This window comes from Aliivibrio sp. S2TY2, assembly GCF_028765525.1.
Lineage (GTDB): Bacteria > Pseudomonadota > Gammaproteobacteria > Enterobacterales > Vibrionaceae > Aliivibrio > Aliivibrio finisterrensis_A.
Genome location: NZ_JARACS010000002.1, coordinates 190,854 through 208,006, shown reverse-complemented (window position 1 = coordinate 208,006; position 17,153 = coordinate 190,854). Strand labels below are relative to the sequence as shown.

Sequence of the window (17,153 nt, the reverse complement as noted above, 5' to 3'; positions counted from 1 at the left end):
TCATTGATCTAGAAAACGTACCAATACTTTCCCTTCTTTAGAGATATTATGTTTGAGGGTCAGTTGTAATGTGATGGTAACTGATATTGTCAGCATAACAAAAATGGCGATTAAAATAAGTAATTGGTATTTAATGGCAACCATTGGGTTTACCCCGCCTAAAATTTGACCTGTCATCATGCCTGGAAGGGTAACTAATCCAGTCGTGGCCATTGATGCCATGATAGGAGCAAAGGCTTTTTGTATCGCAGAGCGAACAAAAGGGAGCGTGGCATAACGAGGCGAGGCACCAAGAGCGATGGCCGCATGGTATTCACTCTCTCGCTCTTTAAATGCGGTGAATAAGTTTTGCAATGCAACGATGTTTCCACTCAAACTATTGCCTAGTAGCATGCCGGCTAAAGGGATCACATATTGAGCACTGTATAGAGGTGTTGGTTGAATAATCACCGAGCTAAGTAAAATAACTAAAGGTGAGAGCCCAACCAATAACCCCGCTGCAACAGGAAACAGTAATCGTTTTTTAGGAAGTTTAGCTTTAGAGATGATAGAGCTAGAGCCTATGCCTATCATTAAAATAATCCAAAGTGTATTCAGTAGTGGATTATTCAGCTGGAAAACAAATTCAAGATAAAGACCAATAAAAACCAGTTGTGCCACCATACGAAACACACTAATACCGATCTCTTTAGCAAGATCCAATTGGTAAATGCGATTAATGGTAAAGGGAATAATGAGAGTGAGACTAAATAGCCCCATCAATGCCCAACTGATGTCTAAGGATTCTTGCATGCATTTTGCCTAAAGCGGTTGATTAACGTTATTTGAACATAAAAAAACCGCTGATGTCAGCGGTTTTTGTTATTTATGAATTTAGTTAACGTATATTCATTAATTACAGAGTTCGTACAACACGGAAACCAGTGTAGTTAGCGCTTGTTGATGGATTTAGCTCTAGAGATTCATACGCTTTTGCTTTTGTTGGTGCAAAGCTCCATGCGCCGCCACGAACAACACCTGATTTAGTGTTTGTCCATTCCCAAACATTACCTGCAGTATCATAGATACCGTAAGGGTTTGCGCCAAAGCTACCTACCGGAGAAGTTGATTTGTTTGCCCAAGATGAACCACCCCAACCTGTGTTTGCGTTGCCTGAGCCAATGTCAGAACCCCACCAGTACGCTTCTTTACTGCCAGCTCGTGCAGCGACTTCCCACTGTGTTTCAGAAGGCAGTACGTAAGTAAAGCCAGTTTGTTTTGTTAACCAGTTTGCGTAGGTTTCTGCATCTTTCTTAGAAATACATACTGCTGGTGCGTTTTTAGATTGTTCAAATCCAGGTTTGCGCCAGTTTTGGTTTTGGTGACGTTTTGTTTCACCACCATTGATAGCATTACAACCAGCACCTTTTTCTGCTTCAGTAATGTAGCCTGAGCTAGCAACAAACGCATCAAATTGATTAACGGTTACAGGGGTAGCAGCAATAGAGTAGGCTGTTGAAATAGTTACGTCTTTTTCTGCATCTTTACCAATATGGTAATTACCAGAACCAATTACAACCATTTGTGGTGCTAATTGATTATTGCTTAGACGGTCAGCAAACTTCTTGCCTGGCTTTGGACGATTTTCCTGAAGTTTCAATTCAGCCCATACCGTCATGTCTTTAGATAGTGACATTTGACGACTGTATGGTTCAAAACCTGACTTCTCAACAGTAACTTGGTGTTGACCAGCTGGAAGCATAACATCAACAGGAGTGCTGCCGTAGTTTACGCCATTAACGGTTACGTTATCTTCATGGCGGTTAGAGCGAATGGTAATACCAACCCATTTCTTCTCTTTTTTGATTTTATCGTTTGATGATTGCGATGTGCCATCTTCAATACAGTAACGGTTTTCTAGGCCCAATAATTGACATGCTGCTGTTGTGTTTGGACGTGCACGTAATGAAGCTTGTAATTTAGTTGTGTAGCGGTTGCTACCATTAAAGCCACTGTCAATAATCGCACTGTCTAATACATGAATATTTAACGATACATTATCTACATGTTGTTTCACTGTTTCTGCTTCAGTAAAACCGTTGATCAACTGCTGCTGGAAGTTGTTAACCGCTTTTTGCATGCTTAGCGTTTTACCTTGGCTTGAACATGCGCTTAATGTCATAGACATCTTACAAGTAACAGTATGAACAACATCTAAAGTATCTTGTGCTGCTAATTCTTCTTGTAGGCGAAGTACGCGAGCTTCTTGACGAGATTCACCAAGAATTTCAAGTTCGTCTAATGCACGTTGTTTTTTAGTGCTGCTTGCTTTTAATACTCGAGTTTGTTCTTGGATATCCTGTTGAATGGATAATTTAGCGACTTGGTTTTCTTTTACTTCTTTCCAAGAGTCTTGGTATTGCTTTTGGAAAGGAGTGATATCTAGATCAGGATCATCAATCATTCGATTGTATTGCTCATCTAAATTACGTTGAGCAAGCTTGCGTTTAGAATCCAATTGTGTTGCTTTTTTATCTAAAGCATCACTTTGATTACGCAATTCACGAAGACGACTTTGATCATTAACCACAGTGTTTTCAAGTTGCTTAACTTCATCACGTTTGTGAGTCAGTTTAATATCAATAGAAGCAACAGAATCAACAGTAGGCGTTATTGATTGAGTGTCGGTATTAGCAAGCGCAACAGAGGTAAAAAGCGCCGGCGATAACAGTAGTGCTAGAGCGGGTAGTCCTTTACGGTTCATAATTTTTCTGCTTTTAATAATAGACATAAATAATTTTTTTAGTAATAAATTCATAAAAATTAACCCATCTCCGCACCGCTGATTGAAGAACATGATATTGCGTTTGTTCTTCGTCATTTAGTGAGGGCTAATCGTATATTGATACTGATCTACATACTTCACTTTAATAATACCAATCTATACTCATTATCGCCAATTATCTGTTCAATGGCTTCTTTAAGGTTGGTGCAAATGATTTATGCAGATAAGTATCTGTTATTCATAGTTTTGACGCCATATAAAACAAAGCAATTTTTATACCAACCTTTTGCGGTTGAATGCGCCGAAGATAGTCTTTACTTGATCATCGTTTCGAACTATTGGAAGAATGATCAAGTTTAAAAATAAGAAAGTTGATTCTCTATTATTTAACGATTAATTAATCTATTGTTAATAAAGGTTTTTTTGATACTCTTAGTGCGCTATTTTGGAGTGATAAAATTGAAATGACATTGACTGTATTATCTTGATTCATGATCATGCTTTCGAATAGCTATTATCAATAGATTGTTTTTATGATCTTGGTTACACTCTTGTTCATAAGCAATATTAGTTATTAATGGATTTATCATGCAAATGGATTGGATTTTCCCTACACAGATTATCATGCTGCCTGAAGAAAGAGATCTGCATTCGCATGAATATCACCAGTTAGTGATTGGCTTAAAAGGGCAAGCGGAATTTGAAATTAATGATAAAAGCAGCATGATTTATGCGGGAAAAGTCGGTGTCATTCCTGCTAACTTTCAGCATGCTTTTTCAAGTTTATATCAGGCAGAAGTCTTAGTACTTAATTTCCCTCAGTTTTTTGGGAATGACGAATTGGCAAATAGAGTAAATGAACTCTTTGTTAGTCATGGGTATTATCAATTAGATGCACAAATCCAGAACCTAATACAATTATTAGTGTGTGAAATTCAAGCTAATATTGATGATCATCTTTTAAATAAAGCATGTAGCGACACGATAATTTCTTTGCTTCACCGTCATTTAATTGATGAAAATGAAGAAAAAACGATTAAACGTTTAAATCAAGAGGTGATCGACAATTTTATAACGCAACACATTGGAAGTAAGATCACAGTCGCGCAGCTATCAAGCACGGTTTTTCTTGGGGAGAGTCAATTTTACGCCATTTTTAAGCAAGAGTTTCGAGTTACACCGCATAAATATATTGTAGAAAAACGCATTCAATATGCAAAAACATTGCTTGAAACAAGTCAATTTACAGTAGGTGAAATTGCTCAACAAACCGGTTTTGCTAATCAAAGTGCTTTTAGTCATGCATTCATGAAGTATACAGGAGGGACCCCAAGTAAATATCGTCAATTGCATTTCAGTACAATATAGCCACCTCTAAAGGGGTAACTCTTCTTAATTCTGTGCATCAATCTCACTTAATTCGTAACTTAAAATTACCGCCTTTGTTCTCATTTTGTAACTAGATGGACGATTTAGCAATTAAATCGGAGTTTTTGACAAGTATTTTTCGTTAATAGGAAATAGACTCTTTCGCAACTTGCTTTAATAATCAAAAATAATTAGAAGCATAATCGTTTAGTTAATCATGTCAGATAATTAGAGGAAACAGGTATGTTTCATGCGAAAGATGTATTGTCTTCATCCATTATTAATCACTCTTTACCTACGTTATGGTCGGCCATTTCTCCTCTTTATATGGTTGATGAAGCTAAATGGTTAAAAGAGCTTATCCCACTAGCTCAGCCAAGCGATCGTGAAGCTATTATGATGACAGATCAGGCGGCTCAACTGATTCAGCGTGTTCGTGATGATAAGCAAGCAGTGCAAATGATTGATGCGCTGCTATTAGAGTACAGCTTGGATACTAAAGAAGGCATATTATTGATGTGTCTTGCTGAAGCCTTAATGCGTATTCCTGATGCAGAAACGGCAGATGCACTTATTCGTGATAAATTGAGTGTTGCCGATTGGAAGTCACATCTTAAAAATTCAGATTCGACGTTTGTAAATGCCTCAACGTGGGGTTTATTACTGACAGGTAAAGTGGTCAGTATGGACGTTAAAGCAGATGGTTCACCTTCTAATGCCATTAGCCGTTTAGTTAATAAATTCTCAGAGCCTGTGATCCGTCAAGCCATGAATCAAGCGATGAAAATCATGGGGCACCAATTTGTATTAGGTAGGACCATTGAAGAAGCGCAGAAAAAAGGTAAGGCGATGCGCGAGAAGGGCTATACCTACTCCTTTGATATGCTTGGTGAAGCAGCATTAACCCAATCAGATGCTCATAAGTATTTTAAAGATTACATCATGGCGATAGAAAGTGTAGGCCGTGCCGCTAGTATTGCTGGCTCACCAGATCCTACTGTATCTATTAAGCTATCCGCATTGCATCCTCGCTATGAAGTGGCGAATAAAGTTCGCGTAATGGGGGAGATGTGCGACACCGTTCTTAAATTGCTTGAGCGTGCGCGTGAATTGGATGTTGGTATCACTATTGATGCAGAAGAGATGGATCGCTTAGAGCTTTCTTTAGTGTTATTTGAAAAGTTATATCGCAGCGACATTGTCAAAGGCTGGGGTAAATTTGGCATTGTAGTGCAAGCGTACTCTAAGCGTGCGTTGCCAGTTCTCGTTTGGTTAACGGCACTCGCAAAAGAGCAGGGTGATATGATCCCACTTCGTTTAGTGAAAGGTGCTTATTGGGATACTGAACTTAAAATATCTCAACAATTTGGTTTTGCACGTTACCCTGTGTTTACACGTAAAGAAGCGACGGATGTTTCTTATTTAGCCTGCGCGCGCTACTTATTAAGTGATCATGTAAAGGGCAACATCTTTCCGCAATTTGCTAGCCATAACGCACATACTGTTGCCGCGATATCATCAATGGCAACCCATGATGAATTTGAATTTCAACGACTTCATGGTATGGGAGATGCGTTATACGATCATGCAATGGCGATGTTTAACCGCAATGTTCGCATTTACGCTCCAGTGGGAAGCCATAAAGATCTACTGCCTTATTTAGTGCGTCGCTTACTTGAAAATGGTGCAAACAGCTCGTTTGTTCACCGTTTAGTTGATGCCAATTGCCCAATCGACAACCTGACTGAACATCCTGTTGATGCGCTATTAGCTTGCCCTTCTCTAGAGAATCAATTGATCCCATTGCCACCTCAAATTTTCTCAGATCGTAAAAATTCATACAGTATTAATTTAGATGTAGAGAGTGAAGCTCATCCATTTGAAACCTTAATTCAAACACAGATGACGACTTACTGGCAGGGTGGACCGATTGTAAATAATACGTGTGATTACGAAAGCATGATCAAGAAACATGGTTCTGCACTTCATGTGATTAGCTCACCTTATGATCGCGGAAATGATGTTGGCTCTTTGGTTTGGAGCTCGCAAGAGCAAGTCTCTAGCGCGTTAGACATTGCACATGACTACTTTCCTATTTGGCAACAAACACCAGTAGCAGAACGAGCAGATTACCTTGAAGCATTAGCGGATAAGCTTGAAGCAAACATGCCAGAGTTAGTGGCGTTATGCCATAAGGAAGCAGGGAAAACCATCCATGACAGTATTGATGAAGTGCGTGAAGCAGTGGATTTTTGCCGTTATTACGCCGTTCAAGCCAAACTGAATTTCACCACCCCTGAAACTATTGTTGGCTTTGACGATGTCTCGCACCAAATTGCGCGTCAAGGTCGTGGCGTCTTTGTATGTATTAGTCCTTGGAATTTCCCATTGGCGATTTTCCTAGGTCAAGTTACGGCTGCACTTGTTGCAGGTAACACCGTGATTGCAAAACCGGCAGAGCAAACGTCGTTAATTGCTGTTCGAGCGATGGAGATGCTATTAGAGACTGGCATTGCGCCACAAGCGGTTCACTTATTGCCGGGTGATGGTAGAACAGTCGGTGCGCCATTAACGTCAGATCATCGTGTGGCCGGTATTGCCTTTACGGGATCGACAGAAACAGCACAGTTAATAAATCGCACATTAGCGAATCGAACTGTTAAAGGTGTTGGCGTAGCTCCCGTGCCTTTTATTGCTGAAACTGGCGGTCAAAATGCCATGATAGTGGACAGCACCGCTTTACCAGAACAAGTGGTGCGTGATGTCATGCGCTCTGCGTTTGCTTCTGCAGGTCAACGTTGTTCTGCACTGCGTGTGTTGTTTGTTCAGCAAGACATCGCAGACAGAATTATCAATTTAATCAAAGGGGCAATGGCTGAACTAAACGTTGGTTTACCTGAACTGCATTGCACGGATGTTGGTCCTGTTATCGATTTAAAAGCCAAAGAGAAGTTGCTCGCGCATATTGAAAAGATGACGTTAGAGGGCAAATTGGTTGCTCAAGCTGAGTTACCAGATTGGTCTGAAAAAGGGGACTTTGTTCCACCAAGTGCGTTCGAAATTGACTCCATTAGCCAATTAGAAAACGAGCAATTTGGTCCTATTCTTCATATTGTGCGTTTTAAAGCCAATGAGATTGATAAGGTGGTTTCTGACATCAACTCAACAGGGTTTGGTTTAACCATGGGGATTCATAGTCGTAATGAAGTGACATACACGCGAATTGAGAAAAACATCAAGGTGGGTAACTGCTATGTCAATCGTGATCAAGTTGGTGCGGTCGTTGGCGTTCAGCCGTTTGGTGGTCAAGGGCTATCGGGTACAGGACCAAAAGCGGGTGGGCCTCGTTATTTATTCCGATACACTCAAGCACAACAGATTTCCTCTACTATTGGATCTAAATGAGAAAGGAGAACCTCATGACAACAATTACTCATATTATTGACTCAGCACTTTCTCAAGGTCAACTGGAGTGGCAAGCGGATTCATTCTCAACACGAATGGAAAAATTATCACGTTGGTCAGAGTATTTAGCGGAGCATCCTGATTTTGGTGTTCTGGCAGCAAAAATGGTACGTTTCCAATGTCAACGAGCAATGCAGTTAATTTCTGAAACGGAGTTAATGCCGGGGCCAACAGGGGAGAGTAACGAGCTTTACACGGCAGCGAGAGGTGTTTTTTACATCACATCGGATGAAAATTCATCGGTTGTGGCCTTGGTTGGGCAAATAACTGCGGCATTAGTGGCTGGAAACGCTATTATTGTCGCCCTTTCGAGTCAGGATACGAAACTAACTTCAGTTATTCTTGAAGGGTTGCATCAAGCTAAGGTTCCAAGATTAGCAGCTCAACAGGCAGAGTTTGCAATAACAGACATTAATGATGTTCGTTTAGCTGGCGTCTGCTTTGTTGGTAATGAGCAAAAATCGATAGCGCTCAACCAACAACTTGCAAAACGAGAGGGATTATTAGCGCAATTGATCGCAGAAACGGATCAAGAGCGTCTATCAAATATTACCGATCCTCATTTTGTTCTACGTTTTATTACAGAGCGAACACGAACAATCAATGTGACAGCAGTAGGTGGTAATGCCACCTTGCTAGAGCTTGGGGGTGGTAATCACTGATAATTACTATTGATACTAAGTTTGGATAAAACCTTGTCCAGCAGGTATCAGAAATCATCGTCGTTATTGCACCATAATAATAGAGCCTTGATGCTCATATACAGCAATAACGACGTTAAGTTTACTGCCAATAATATAAAGGAAATATAATGATTGAAAATAATTTTGCCATTACAGGGACGTTTATCGCTTACCTGATAATGATGCTCGCGATTGGGGTTTATGCATACAAACGAACGAACAGTTCATCTGATTACTTTTTAGGAGGCCGAACATTAGGGCCATGGCCTGCAGCGTTATCTGCAGGGGCTTCTGACATGAGTGGTTGGTTATTACTTGGTCTTCCTGGCTATGCTTACGCGGCAGGTTTAGAGTCGTTATGGCTTGCCGGTGGTTTATTAGTAGGTACGTGGTTGAACTGGCTCATTTGTGCGAAACGTTTACGAACTTACAGCATAACTACTGATGACTCATTAACTCTTCCAGAATTTTTATCACGCCGTTTTAATGATAAATCGAAACTGATCCAAACTATTTCAGCTCTGTTTATTTTGTTGTTCTTCCTTTTCTATACGAGCTCAGGTTTAGTTGCTGGTGGTAAGTTATTTGAGACTGTATTTGGTTTAGATTACAAAGTAGCTGTTGTGATTGGAACATTATGTGTCGTCTCATATACCTTATTTGGTGGATTTCTAGCAGTAGCATGGACCGATTTAGTTCAAGGGCTTTTAATGTCTGCTGCATTGATGATCGTACCCATTGCCGCGATGCAAGGTGGTTTTGGTCAGTTGAATGCTGATTTAGTGGCAATTAATCCAGAACTTATGACGCTATGGACAGGTATGGATGGCAAACCGCTAAGTGCAATTGCTATCATCTCATTAGTTGCTTGGGGTCTTGGTTATTTTGGTCAGCCACACATTCTTGCTCGTTTCCAAGCATCACGAACGAATAAAGACCTAACCACCGCGCGCCGTATTGCCGTGGTATGGACGGCATTATCTATGTTCGGCGCTGTGCTGGTTGGCTTGGTTGGATTACTTTATGTAACAGGCTCAATGGGTGGTGAAGCGATTGATGGCGAGAAAGTATTTATGCTCTTAGTAAATGCAATTTTCCATCCTGTTATTGCTGGTATCTTATTAGCCGCAATTTTAGCGGCAATTATGAGTACTGCAGATTCACAGCTTCTTGTTTCTTCGTCAGCATTGTCTGAAGATTTATATAAACAACTGATTAAAAAAGACGCGACAAGCAAAGAGATTGTAAACGTAGGTCGTTTTGCCGTGATCGCTTTATCCGTAGTTGCGTTACTATTAGCGATGAACCCTGATAGTTCAGTACTTGGTTTAGTATCTTATGCGTGGGCAGGTTTTGGTGCTGCATTTGGTCCTGCAATCGTATTAAGCCTTTATTGGAAAGGCATGAATCGCAATGGTGCGCTAGCAGGTATCGTCGTTGGTGGTATCACAATTGTTATCTGGAAGCAGCTAACGGGCGGTTGGTTCGATGTCTATGAGATTGTACCTGGGATCATACTTGCAACAGCAGCAATTGTTGGCGTAAGTAAGTTGACTGGAAAGCCAGAAGAAGGCGTTGTTAAGCAACATGAGCAATTTGAGCGTAACTTGGTTGAGTTTGAATAAACGTTCTTTTTAAAACAATGTAGATGAAAGCCCCATAAAGTCTCTTTTCTTTTTGGGGCTTTTTTGTATGTTCAATGAAATGAAACTGTTACAATCCACGCACTTCAAAAAGAAATAAGAATTATAATCAATTAGATCGTATTACTAGGAGAGTAAAGATGAAATTAATTCGTTTCGTGCTTGGAAAAGTTATTTTGGGTTTAGATTGTGTTTTTTCGCCATCAGGCGTTAAACGTGATGCTAAAAAACAAGCAGAAATAGATACAGAAACCGCAAATTATTCATTGTATCAATTTGAAGCTTGCCCATTTTGCGTCAAAGTTCGTCGTACAATTAAGCGTCAATCACTAAAAATTGAGCTGCGTGATGCAAAAAATAATGAAGTTCATAGAGCAGAATTATTAGCCGGTGGTGGGCGAGTAAAAGTGCCATGCCTACGTATTGATAAAGATGGCGAAACGACTTGGATGTATGAATCATCAGATATTATGGCCTTCTTAGAGGAAAAATATCCTTAGTATTCACAAGGTTACAGGTACCCATAAAGTAGTAGTCAAAAGCGAGCTTATTGATAGTTCGCTTTTTTATGTGTGTTTTTTGTAAAATTACAGCTGTTTTATTAATAAGATTTACTTGTTAATAGTTCTATTGTTAGTCACTTTCGTGACTTTATGAGACTCAAGTCACAAAATGCTTGGCTTTAAGTTAATGTTAGGTTAAACTGCTCTTCGTGACTTGATTCACAAATAAAATAAAAACACATTAGGCTAGTTATTATGGAAAGAGTGAGTATGACTCATAAATGGTCAATTAAAAATTGTCCCAAGGATATAGAGAGCCAAGTTTTATCTGTTATTGGACTTATCGATAAGAAAGGTTCAGCATCAGACATGGATCTTTGCAAGATCTTTGGTGAAGTTCTATGGAGTGATGGGAAATATTTTAATTCTCACGCATTTCGCTTCTTATTTGATCATGAGACTCTTTCATGTGAAGTAACGAAGAGACGCTTACACTAAAGTAAACAAGCTATGTATTTTTAAGGTCATTATTGTTCCCCCTATAATGACCTTTTTTATTGTCTGTTATAAGCCAAAGTTAACCATACCAATTCCATTAATTATCTGATCATTATTACTGGTTAAATCACTCAATAGTTGCGTTAAAAATTATTATTGTAGAATAACTACTTATATATAGATCATTTAATTAGTAACATTGGTATCATTTCTATCCTCTAAACATACTTTTTTGATCTTAATAAACCTTACATTAAGTACGTCTTTACAATCTTTACTTTTTTATTCTGGTGAATGCGAATCGTTTTCATTATAGTGATTCTCAAATACGAACAATTATCACTTGAGTGTAAAGAATATGAAAAAAAGTATCGCTACAATGTTATTTGGTTTAGTGGTTTCTGCATCAAGTTATGCTGAAACTATTACCGTTTCTCACCAACTAGGTAAAACAACGCTTGAAACAAAACCTCAACGTGTTGTTGTGATTGGAACAGGAACTTTAGATGCCATTGACTATTTTGGTATCAAGCCAGTAGCGGTTACTCAAGCAACCACAATGCCTCCATATTTATTAAAGTACAAAGCAAAAGAGTTTGCTTCTTCTGGTAGCTTAAGTGAACCAGATTTTGAAACGATTTATATGCAAAAGCCAGATGTGATCATTATTGGCTCTCGTGCTGTTAAAGCCTATAAAGAGTTATCTGAAATCGCACCAACAATCGTATTTACTGCAGATTCAGAAAGCTATTGGGGGAGTACACAGCAACAATGGCGTATGCTAGGTAATGTATTTGAAATTCAAGATAAAGTTGAAGCAAAAATAGCGAGTGTAGACTCAGAGTTTAAAGCGATTGCTGAACACAACAAAACGAATAATGTTGCAGCGTTAACGGTAATGAGTGCCGGCGGTAATATTACGACCTTCGGTGCGCAATCTCGTTTTTCTGCTATCTATAAAGATTTTGGTTTTAAAGAAGCAGTAACAGGCATTAAAGAATCTCGCCATGGTGATTTAGTTTCGTATGAATTTATCCGTGACGTAAACCCATCAAATCTTCTTATCGTTGATAAAGATAAATTGATCAACAAAGATAAAAGCCGCACACGTGAAGAGTTTGCTAACCCATTAGTGAAAGCAACTGATGCCTATAAAAATGACAGCTTAACGTATCTTGATATCAATGCATGGTATCTAGCAATTGCAGGTGTTACAGCAACAGACCAAATGATTGCTGATGTGAAGCAATCTATTCATCTTTAAGTTTGATCATTATTTATTTTTAATTCCACTGTAAAGCGTGCTATTTCTTTGAGATAGCACGCTTTGTGCAGGCTGAGGTTAGCTTTGAAAAAGTTATTGCTTGTTCTTATTGTGCTGAGCTTTGCTTCGGTATTTATCGGTGTGGCTGACTTGTCGTTATCAGCTATTTTCCGAGGAGATACAGAAGCTCTAGAACTCCTTGTTGTAAGTCGTCTCCCACGTTTATTGGCTATTCTTCTATCTGGAGCAGGTTTGAGTATTGCTGGGTTAATCATGCAGCAGATAAGTCAAAACCGATTTGCAGCCCCATCAACCTCTGGCACCATTGAGTGTGCAATGTTGGGTTACGTATTAAGCTTGGTGATCTTTGGGCATGGCGATAACTTGTTGTTGATTTTCGCAATGGCGATTGGCGGTACACTTCTTTTTATTCAATTCATTCATCGTATTCAATTTAAAAATGCTATCTATGTACCCTTAATCGGCATCATTTTTGGTAACGTTGTCTCTTCTGCTGCAACCTTTGTCGCTTATAAATACGATGCAGTTCAGAACCTTTCTGCATGGACGGTTGCGAATTTCGCCAACATTCTTCAAGGTAACTATGAGCTGTTATACATTGCGGTGCCAATTTCAGTGATCAGCTATTGGTACGCGACGCGTTTATCTGCCGTTGGTATGGGAACAGATTTTGCGACCAATATTGGTTTGAAGTACAAGCAAATTCTATTTCTCGGTATTATTCTGGTTTCTGTTATGTCAGCAACGGTAGTGATGATTGTTGGTCAATTACCTTTCCTTGGTTTAATCGTACCAAACTTAGTTGCTCAGTTTTATGGTGATAACCTACGCAGAAACATCCCTTTAACGGCGATTGTTGGCGCGATATTAATCCTTGTATGTGACGTTGTAGGACGTGTGATCATTTTCCCTTATGAAATCCCAATCTCTATGATCATTAGTATTCTTGGTGGAATGGTGTTTATTTTCTTTATCGTTAAAGGTAAACAAAATGTCTGATTCAATTAAACTAACGGCATTGGCTTTTATAACCGTTTTATTCACCTTTTTGTTTATTGGTATTGGGCTTGATGCTTCCAATTATGAGTATTTTTTGTCTCGTCGAGTGCCTAAAGTATTAGCGATGATTTTAGCCAGTATTGCGATTGCACAGTCGTCTTTGGTATTTCAAACCATTACGCATAACCGTATTTTAACACCAAGCATTATGGGGTTTGATGCCTTGTATTTACTGACTCAAGTATTGGTTGTGGTTATTTTTGGCAGCTTTAGTATTTTCTTATTAAACCCATTTGTTAATTTTGCTATGTCGGTTGTGATAATGGTCGGTTTTTCTTTATTGTTATTTAGTTTTTACTTTAAGAAAAACAACAGTAATGTCATTACCTTATTATTGCTTGGTGTGATTTTTGGACAGCTGTTCTCTAATGTGTCGTCATTTTTTATGATGTTGGTTGATCCAAATGATTTTGCTTCGATTCAATCAAGTATGTTTGCTAGCTTTAATAATATTAACAAAGACTTAGTTTATTTCTGTGTTATCCCATTATTACTAATTAGTGCTGTATTATTTCGAATGTCTAACGTGCTTGATGTGTTCTGGCTTGATAACGATAACGCGACCAGTTTAGGCGTTGATGTAGGCAAAATAACCAAGCAGGTACTTATTTTAGTGGCTATCTTAATTTCGGTATCCACTGCGTTAGTTGGCCCTGTGATGTTCTTTGGTTTATTGGTCGCAAACTTAGCAAAAGAGTTTTTCAATACCTATCGTCACCGAACTTTGTTACTGGGAAGCAGTTTAATGGCGATGTCGATGTTGCTTTCAGGGCAATGGGCCATTGAGAACATCTTTAAGTTTGAAACGACATTAAGCGTAGTGATTAATTTTATCGGTGGTTTGTACTTCTTATCGCTGTTAGTTAGACAAAAAATTCAATAGAGAAACGTATGATTTCATTATCTCAACTTTCAAAATCATTTGGTCAGCAAAAAGTTGTCGACCAAGCTTCTGCTTCTTTTATTAAAGGTGAAGTGACGTCGATCATTGGACCTAATGGCGCAGGTAAAAGTACCGTGCTATCTATGGCAAGCCGCTTATTGGCCAAAGACAGTGGCAGTGTGCTTATTGAAAACCAAGAAGTGGTGGATTGGGACACAAAAGCCTTAGCGAAAAAGCTAGCCGTTCTTAGACAATCGAACAATTTAAACATGCGCTTTACGGTGCGTGAGCTTGTTGCCTTTGGTCGGTTTCCTTATAGCCAAGGTAAGCTAACAAAACACGATAATGAAGTGATGGATAAGGCGATTAATTATTTAGATCTTGCACCTATTCAGAATAAGTACTTAGATCAATTAAGTGGTGGCCAGCGTCAATTGGCATTCATTGCCATGGTGGTTGCACAAGATACGGATTATGTTTTTTTAGATGAACCGTTAAATAACCTAGATATTAAGCATTCATTGCAAATCATGAAAAACATTAAAACGCTGGCTCATGAATTAGGAAAAGCGGTAGTGATAGTGATCCATGATATTAACTTCGCATCATGTTATTCAGACAATATTGTGGCACTCAAAAAAGGCAAAGTGGTGGCTAATGGTACCGTTGCTGAAGTGATCAGAAAAGACGTATTATCCGAAATATACGAAACTGAATTTGATATCCATGAAGTTAATGGCCAACGTATTTGTATGTATTACGGACAATAAAGGATTAAGTTATGAATAAGAAACCCTCTCCACGTGTATTGACCGTGGTTAATAATCTACAGCTTACTGCCAATATGCAACGCATTACCTTTAAAGCGGATGATTTGTCTGATTTTACTATGGAAACAGAAGGTGGTTACATTAAGCTTCTGTTTAATGAAAATGGTGGAACCGACCTCTCTGGTATCGCTGAAGGCACTCGTCCTATGATGCGTACTTATACTGTGCGTAATTTGAGAAAAGAGCAGAATGAGCTAGACGTGGATTTTGTTCGCCATCATCATGCGAATAGAGTGATGAGTGCTGAAACAGGCGGCTTTGCTTCTGCTTGGTCTCAGAATGCGGTAAATGGTGATACGATTTCAATAGCAGGACCAGGCAGTATCAAAGGGCTTAATCATAATGCGGATTGGTTCTTTTTAGTGGCAGATATGACAGCGTTACCTGCTTTGTCTGCAAAACTTGAGGCTCTACCTGCAACAGCGGTAGGCTACGCTGTGATTGAAATTAGCCATCAATCAGATAAACAGACGTTAACTAAACCACAAGGCCTTGAGCTTGTATGGGTTATTAAATCTGATGCGCAAGATTTAACAGATACGGTTCGAGCACAAGAGTGGAAAGTGGATCGAGTTTCGGTTTGGTGCGCGTGTGAGTTTAACAACATGAGAGCGCTTCGTACGTATTTCCGTAACGAAAAAGAAGTGGATAAAGACGATCTTTACATCAGCAGCTACTGGAAAGAAGGCTGTACTGAGGATGGGCATAAAGTAGCAAAGCATGAAGATCAACTTGCTGAGGGTTAATACCATGCAGAAGATTCGTGATTAACTTTGTGTGATGGCCCACATTTCTTTTGATGGATTGCTCCTATACTGGTAAACAATCTGATAGAAAAGGAAGTGCCAATGCTAAATGAAAACCACGCTTTTATCTTAGATTTTCCAGAGCTTAAATTGGATATTGTTCAGCTTAATCATGATGATCCTAAATTTAAAGCCGATCTCCAACAATACCATCAATTGGATTACGACATTCGACAGTTAGAGATTTCTGGTAGCCCAATTGATGATGAGAGCATGAATACACTTAAGCATCAGCGTATGGAGTTAAAAGATATCCTGTATAAGCAGCTGACTAAGCATCATGAGATGGTGAGTTAATTCTTCAGTAACAATTAACGAATATCCACAAAAAAGCCGACTCATAGACAGTCGGCTTTCTTATATCATGCTGCTACTAACAATAATTACGCTTTGATAAGTAAGTTTGCTTCTGGTTTGGCTTTTTTGGTTTTAATTTGAGCCAAGATAACACCAGAAATTACCATTAAACCACCCATTAAATGGTAGCTCTCAATCTTCTCACCCAGCAGAATCGCGGCTAGAGATACCGCCACTACAGGCAGCAGATTCATGAACATCGCACTTGATTCTGCACCAATGACATCAATCGCTTTTACCCACATCCAAGGCGCTAGAATAGACGCAGCAATAGAGGCATACATGATGAGTGGGATAGAGCCTTCAGTAGGAAGTAATGTTTCACTCGTTAGCCACAGTGGGGTCAACATAGCAACAGCAAATAAGCCTTGCATGTAAATTAGCTGCCAGTTGGTGATGGGCATTTTCCAACGTTTTAATAAAACACAGTAGGCCGCATAGCAAAGAGCTGCGATAACCATTAAGCCATCACCTTCAGTAATTGGTTGATGTAAGAAGAAAGTCACATCGCCATGCCCAAGCATGAATGTTAAGCCAGCTAGCGAGATCACCGCACCCACAATACTTAATTTAGAAATACGTTTACCTAGTAGAGGTAAGCTTAAGAAAATACTAATCAAAGGCACTAGCGAGGTAATAAGAGACATGTTGGAAGCCGTTGTTGTTAGGCCAGCGTAATATCCTAGAGATTGGTTTAATACCATGCCAAGTAGAGCTAAAAAAGCCAATTTACTTAAATAAGGACGGATCACATGTCGAGATTTGATGACAGAAGGCAAACAAAATGGAGTCAAAATCAGCATGGCAAAAGCCCAACGATAAAAACTCATTGCACTTGGCTCAATAGCAGAAGCTGCCATTTTATTAATAATAGAATTGCCGCCCCAAATAAGTACGGTGAATAGCGGTAAAAGATAATACATGTGAACTGCATCTCATCAGAGGATAATGGGATGCAGTTTGACAGGTACAATTAATTATATATATCTCTAATCGGACACTTTGATTT

General features: G+C 39.2%; 15 protein-coding genes. 12 read left to right on the top strand and 3 right to left on the bottom strand.

Annotation, left to right across the window (positions count from 1 at the left end):
- Window positions 1-792, bottom strand: coding sequence for an ABC transporter permease (locus tag PVK63_RS04785; RefSeq protein WP_274439916.1), 792 nt, complete (start codon window positions 790-792; stop codon window positions 1-3).
- A gap of 103 nt (window positions 793-895) precedes the next feature.
- Complete coding sequence (locus tag PVK63_RS04780; protein ID WP_274449242.1) at window positions 896-2,743, bottom strand: SUMF1/EgtB/PvdO family nonheme iron enzyme; 1,848 nt, start codon at window positions 2,741-2,743, stop codon at window positions 896-898.
- Window positions 2,744-3,352: 609 nt separating this feature from the next.
- On the opposite strand from PVK63_RS04780, the gene PVK63_RS04775 reads away from it, so the two are divergent.
- From PVK63_RS04775 to PVK63_RS04720, 12 genes are all read left to right on the top strand, one after another.
- Entirely contained in the window at window positions 3,353-4,132 is a 780-nt protein-coding gene (locus PVK63_RS04775) for a helix-turn-helix transcriptional regulator (RefSeq protein WP_274439914.1), read from the top strand.
- Between the two features lie 243 nt (window positions 4,133-4,375).
- Entirely contained in the window at window positions 4,376-7,537 is a 3,162-nt protein-coding gene (gene putA, locus PVK63_RS04770; RefSeq protein WP_274439913.1) for a bifunctional proline dehydrogenase/L-glutamate gamma-semialdehyde dehydrogenase PutA, read from the top strand.
- A gap of 14 nt (window positions 7,538-7,551) precedes the next feature.
- Window positions 7,552-8,259: an aldehyde dehydrogenase family protein gene (locus PVK63_RS04765; protein ID WP_274439912.1), complete on the top strand. Its 708-nt coding sequence runs from the start codon at window positions 7,552-7,554 to the stop codon at window positions 8,257-8,259.
- 149 nt (window positions 8,260-8,408) lie between these two features.
- Entirely contained in the window at window positions 8,409-9,905 is a 1,497-nt protein-coding gene (putP, locus tag PVK63_RS04760) for a sodium/proline symporter PutP (RefSeq protein ID WP_130086296.1), read from the top strand.
- Window positions 9,906-10,063: 158 nt separating this feature from the next.
- On the top strand, window positions 10,064-10,423 hold the full coding sequence (locus tag PVK63_RS04755; RefSeq protein ID WP_130086297.1) for a glutaredoxin family protein: 360 nt from the start codon (window positions 10,064-10,066) through the stop codon (window positions 10,421-10,423).
- Between the two features lie 273 nt (window positions 10,424-10,696).
- Entirely contained in the window at window positions 10,697-10,924 is a 228-nt protein-coding gene (locus PVK63_RS04750; protein ID WP_165367184.1) for a hypothetical protein, read from the top strand.
- Between the two features lie 358 nt (window positions 10,925-11,282).
- The gene (locus PVK63_RS04745) at window positions 11,283-12,188 is read left to right on the top strand and encodes a siderophore ABC transporter substrate-binding protein (RefSeq protein WP_274439911.1); all 906 of its coding nucleotides are present in this window, start codon (window positions 11,283-11,285) and stop codon (window positions 12,186-12,188) included.
- Window positions 12,189-12,272: 84 nt separating this feature from the next.
- Entirely contained in the window at window positions 12,273-13,208 is a 936-nt protein-coding gene (vctD, locus tag PVK63_RS04740) for an iron chelate uptake ABC transporter permease subunit VctD (RefSeq protein WP_274439910.1), read from the top strand.
- Window positions 13,201-14,151, top strand: coding sequence for an iron chelate uptake ABC transporter family permease subunit (locus tag PVK63_RS04735; protein WP_274439909.1), 951 nt, complete (start codon window positions 13,201-13,203; stop codon window positions 14,149-14,151). Before vctD ends, PVK63_RS04735 begins: the two co-directional genes overlap by 8 nt.
- A gap of 8 nt (window positions 14,152-14,159) precedes the next feature.
- Window positions 14,160-14,921 carry an iron chelate ABC transporter ATP-binding protein VctC gene (gene vctC / locus PVK63_RS04730; protein ID WP_045104150.1) on the top strand — a complete coding sequence of 254 codons (762 nt, stop codon included), beginning with the start codon at window positions 14,160-14,162 and terminating at the stop codon, window positions 14,919-14,921.
- A gap of 11 nt (window positions 14,922-14,932) precedes the next feature.
- Complete coding sequence (locus PVK63_RS04725; protein ID WP_274439908.1) at window positions 14,933-15,727, top strand: siderophore-interacting protein; 795 nt, start codon at window positions 14,933-14,935, stop codon at window positions 15,725-15,727.
- Between the two features lie 102 nt (window positions 15,728-15,829).
- Window positions 15,830-16,084, top strand: a complete 255-nt coding sequence (locus PVK63_RS04720) for a YdcH family protein (protein ID WP_130048369.1) — start codon at window positions 15,830-15,832, stop codon at window positions 16,082-16,084.
- Window positions 16,085-16,170: 86 nt separating this feature from the next.
- Here PVK63_RS04720 and PVK63_RS04715 read toward each other — a convergent pair whose 3' ends face one another.
- Window positions 16,171-17,067: a DMT family transporter gene (locus PVK63_RS04715; RefSeq protein WP_130048368.1), complete on the bottom strand. Its 897-nt coding sequence runs from the start codon at window positions 17,065-17,067 to the stop codon at window positions 16,171-16,173.
- Between the last annotated feature and the right edge of the window lie 86 nt (window positions 17,068-17,153).

Excerpts from the sequence above, each read along its gene's own strand:
- PVK63_RS04785 (WP_274439916.1), bottom strand. The coding sequence starts at position 792 with ATGCAAGAATCCTTAGACATCAGTTGGGCATTGATGGGGCTATTTAGT.
- PVK63_RS04780 (WP_274449242.1), bottom strand. The coding sequence starts at position 2,743 with ATGAACCGTAAAGGACTACCCGCTCTAGCACTACTGTTATCGCCGGCG.
- PVK63_RS04775 (WP_274439914.1), top strand. The coding sequence starts at position 3,353 with ATGCAAATGGATTGGATTTTCCCTACACAGATTATCATGCTGCCTGAA.
- putA (WP_274439913.1), top strand. The coding sequence starts at position 4,376 with ATGTTTCATGCGAAAGATGTATTGTCTTCATCCATTATTAATCACTCT.
- PVK63_RS04765 (WP_274439912.1), top strand. The coding sequence starts at position 7,552 with ATGACAACAATTACTCATATTATTGACTCAGCACTTTCTCAAGGTCAA.
- putP (WP_130086296.1), top strand. The coding sequence starts at position 8,409 with ATGATTGAAAATAATTTTGCCATTACAGGGACGTTTATCGCTTACCTG.
- PVK63_RS04755 (WP_130086297.1), top strand. The coding sequence starts at position 10,064 with ATGAAATTAATTCGTTTCGTGCTTGGAAAAGTTATTTTGGGTTTAGAT.
- PVK63_RS04750 (WP_165367184.1), top strand. The coding sequence starts at position 10,697 with ATGACTCATAAATGGTCAATTAAAAATTGTCCCAAGGATATAGAGAGC.
- PVK63_RS04745 (WP_274439911.1), top strand. The coding sequence starts at position 11,283 with ATGAAAAAAAGTATCGCTACAATGTTATTTGGTTTAGTGGTTTCTGCA.
- PVK63_RS04735 (WP_274439909.1), top strand. The coding sequence starts at position 13,201 with ATGTCTGATTCAATTAAACTAACGGCATTGGCTTTTATAACCGTTTTA.
- vctC (WP_045104150.1), top strand. The coding sequence starts at position 14,160 with ATGATTTCATTATCTCAACTTTCAAAATCATTTGGTCAGCAAAAAGTT.
- PVK63_RS04725 (WP_274439908.1), top strand. The coding sequence starts at position 14,933 with ATGAATAAGAAACCCTCTCCACGTGTATTGACCGTGGTTAATAATCTA.
- PVK63_RS04720 (WP_130048369.1), top strand. The coding sequence starts at position 15,830 with ATGCTAAATGAAAACCACGCTTTTATCTTAGATTTTCCAGAGCTTAAA.
- PVK63_RS04715 (WP_130048368.1), bottom strand. The coding sequence starts at position 17,067 with ATGTATTATCTTTTACCGCTATTCACCGTACTTATTTGGGGCGGCAAT.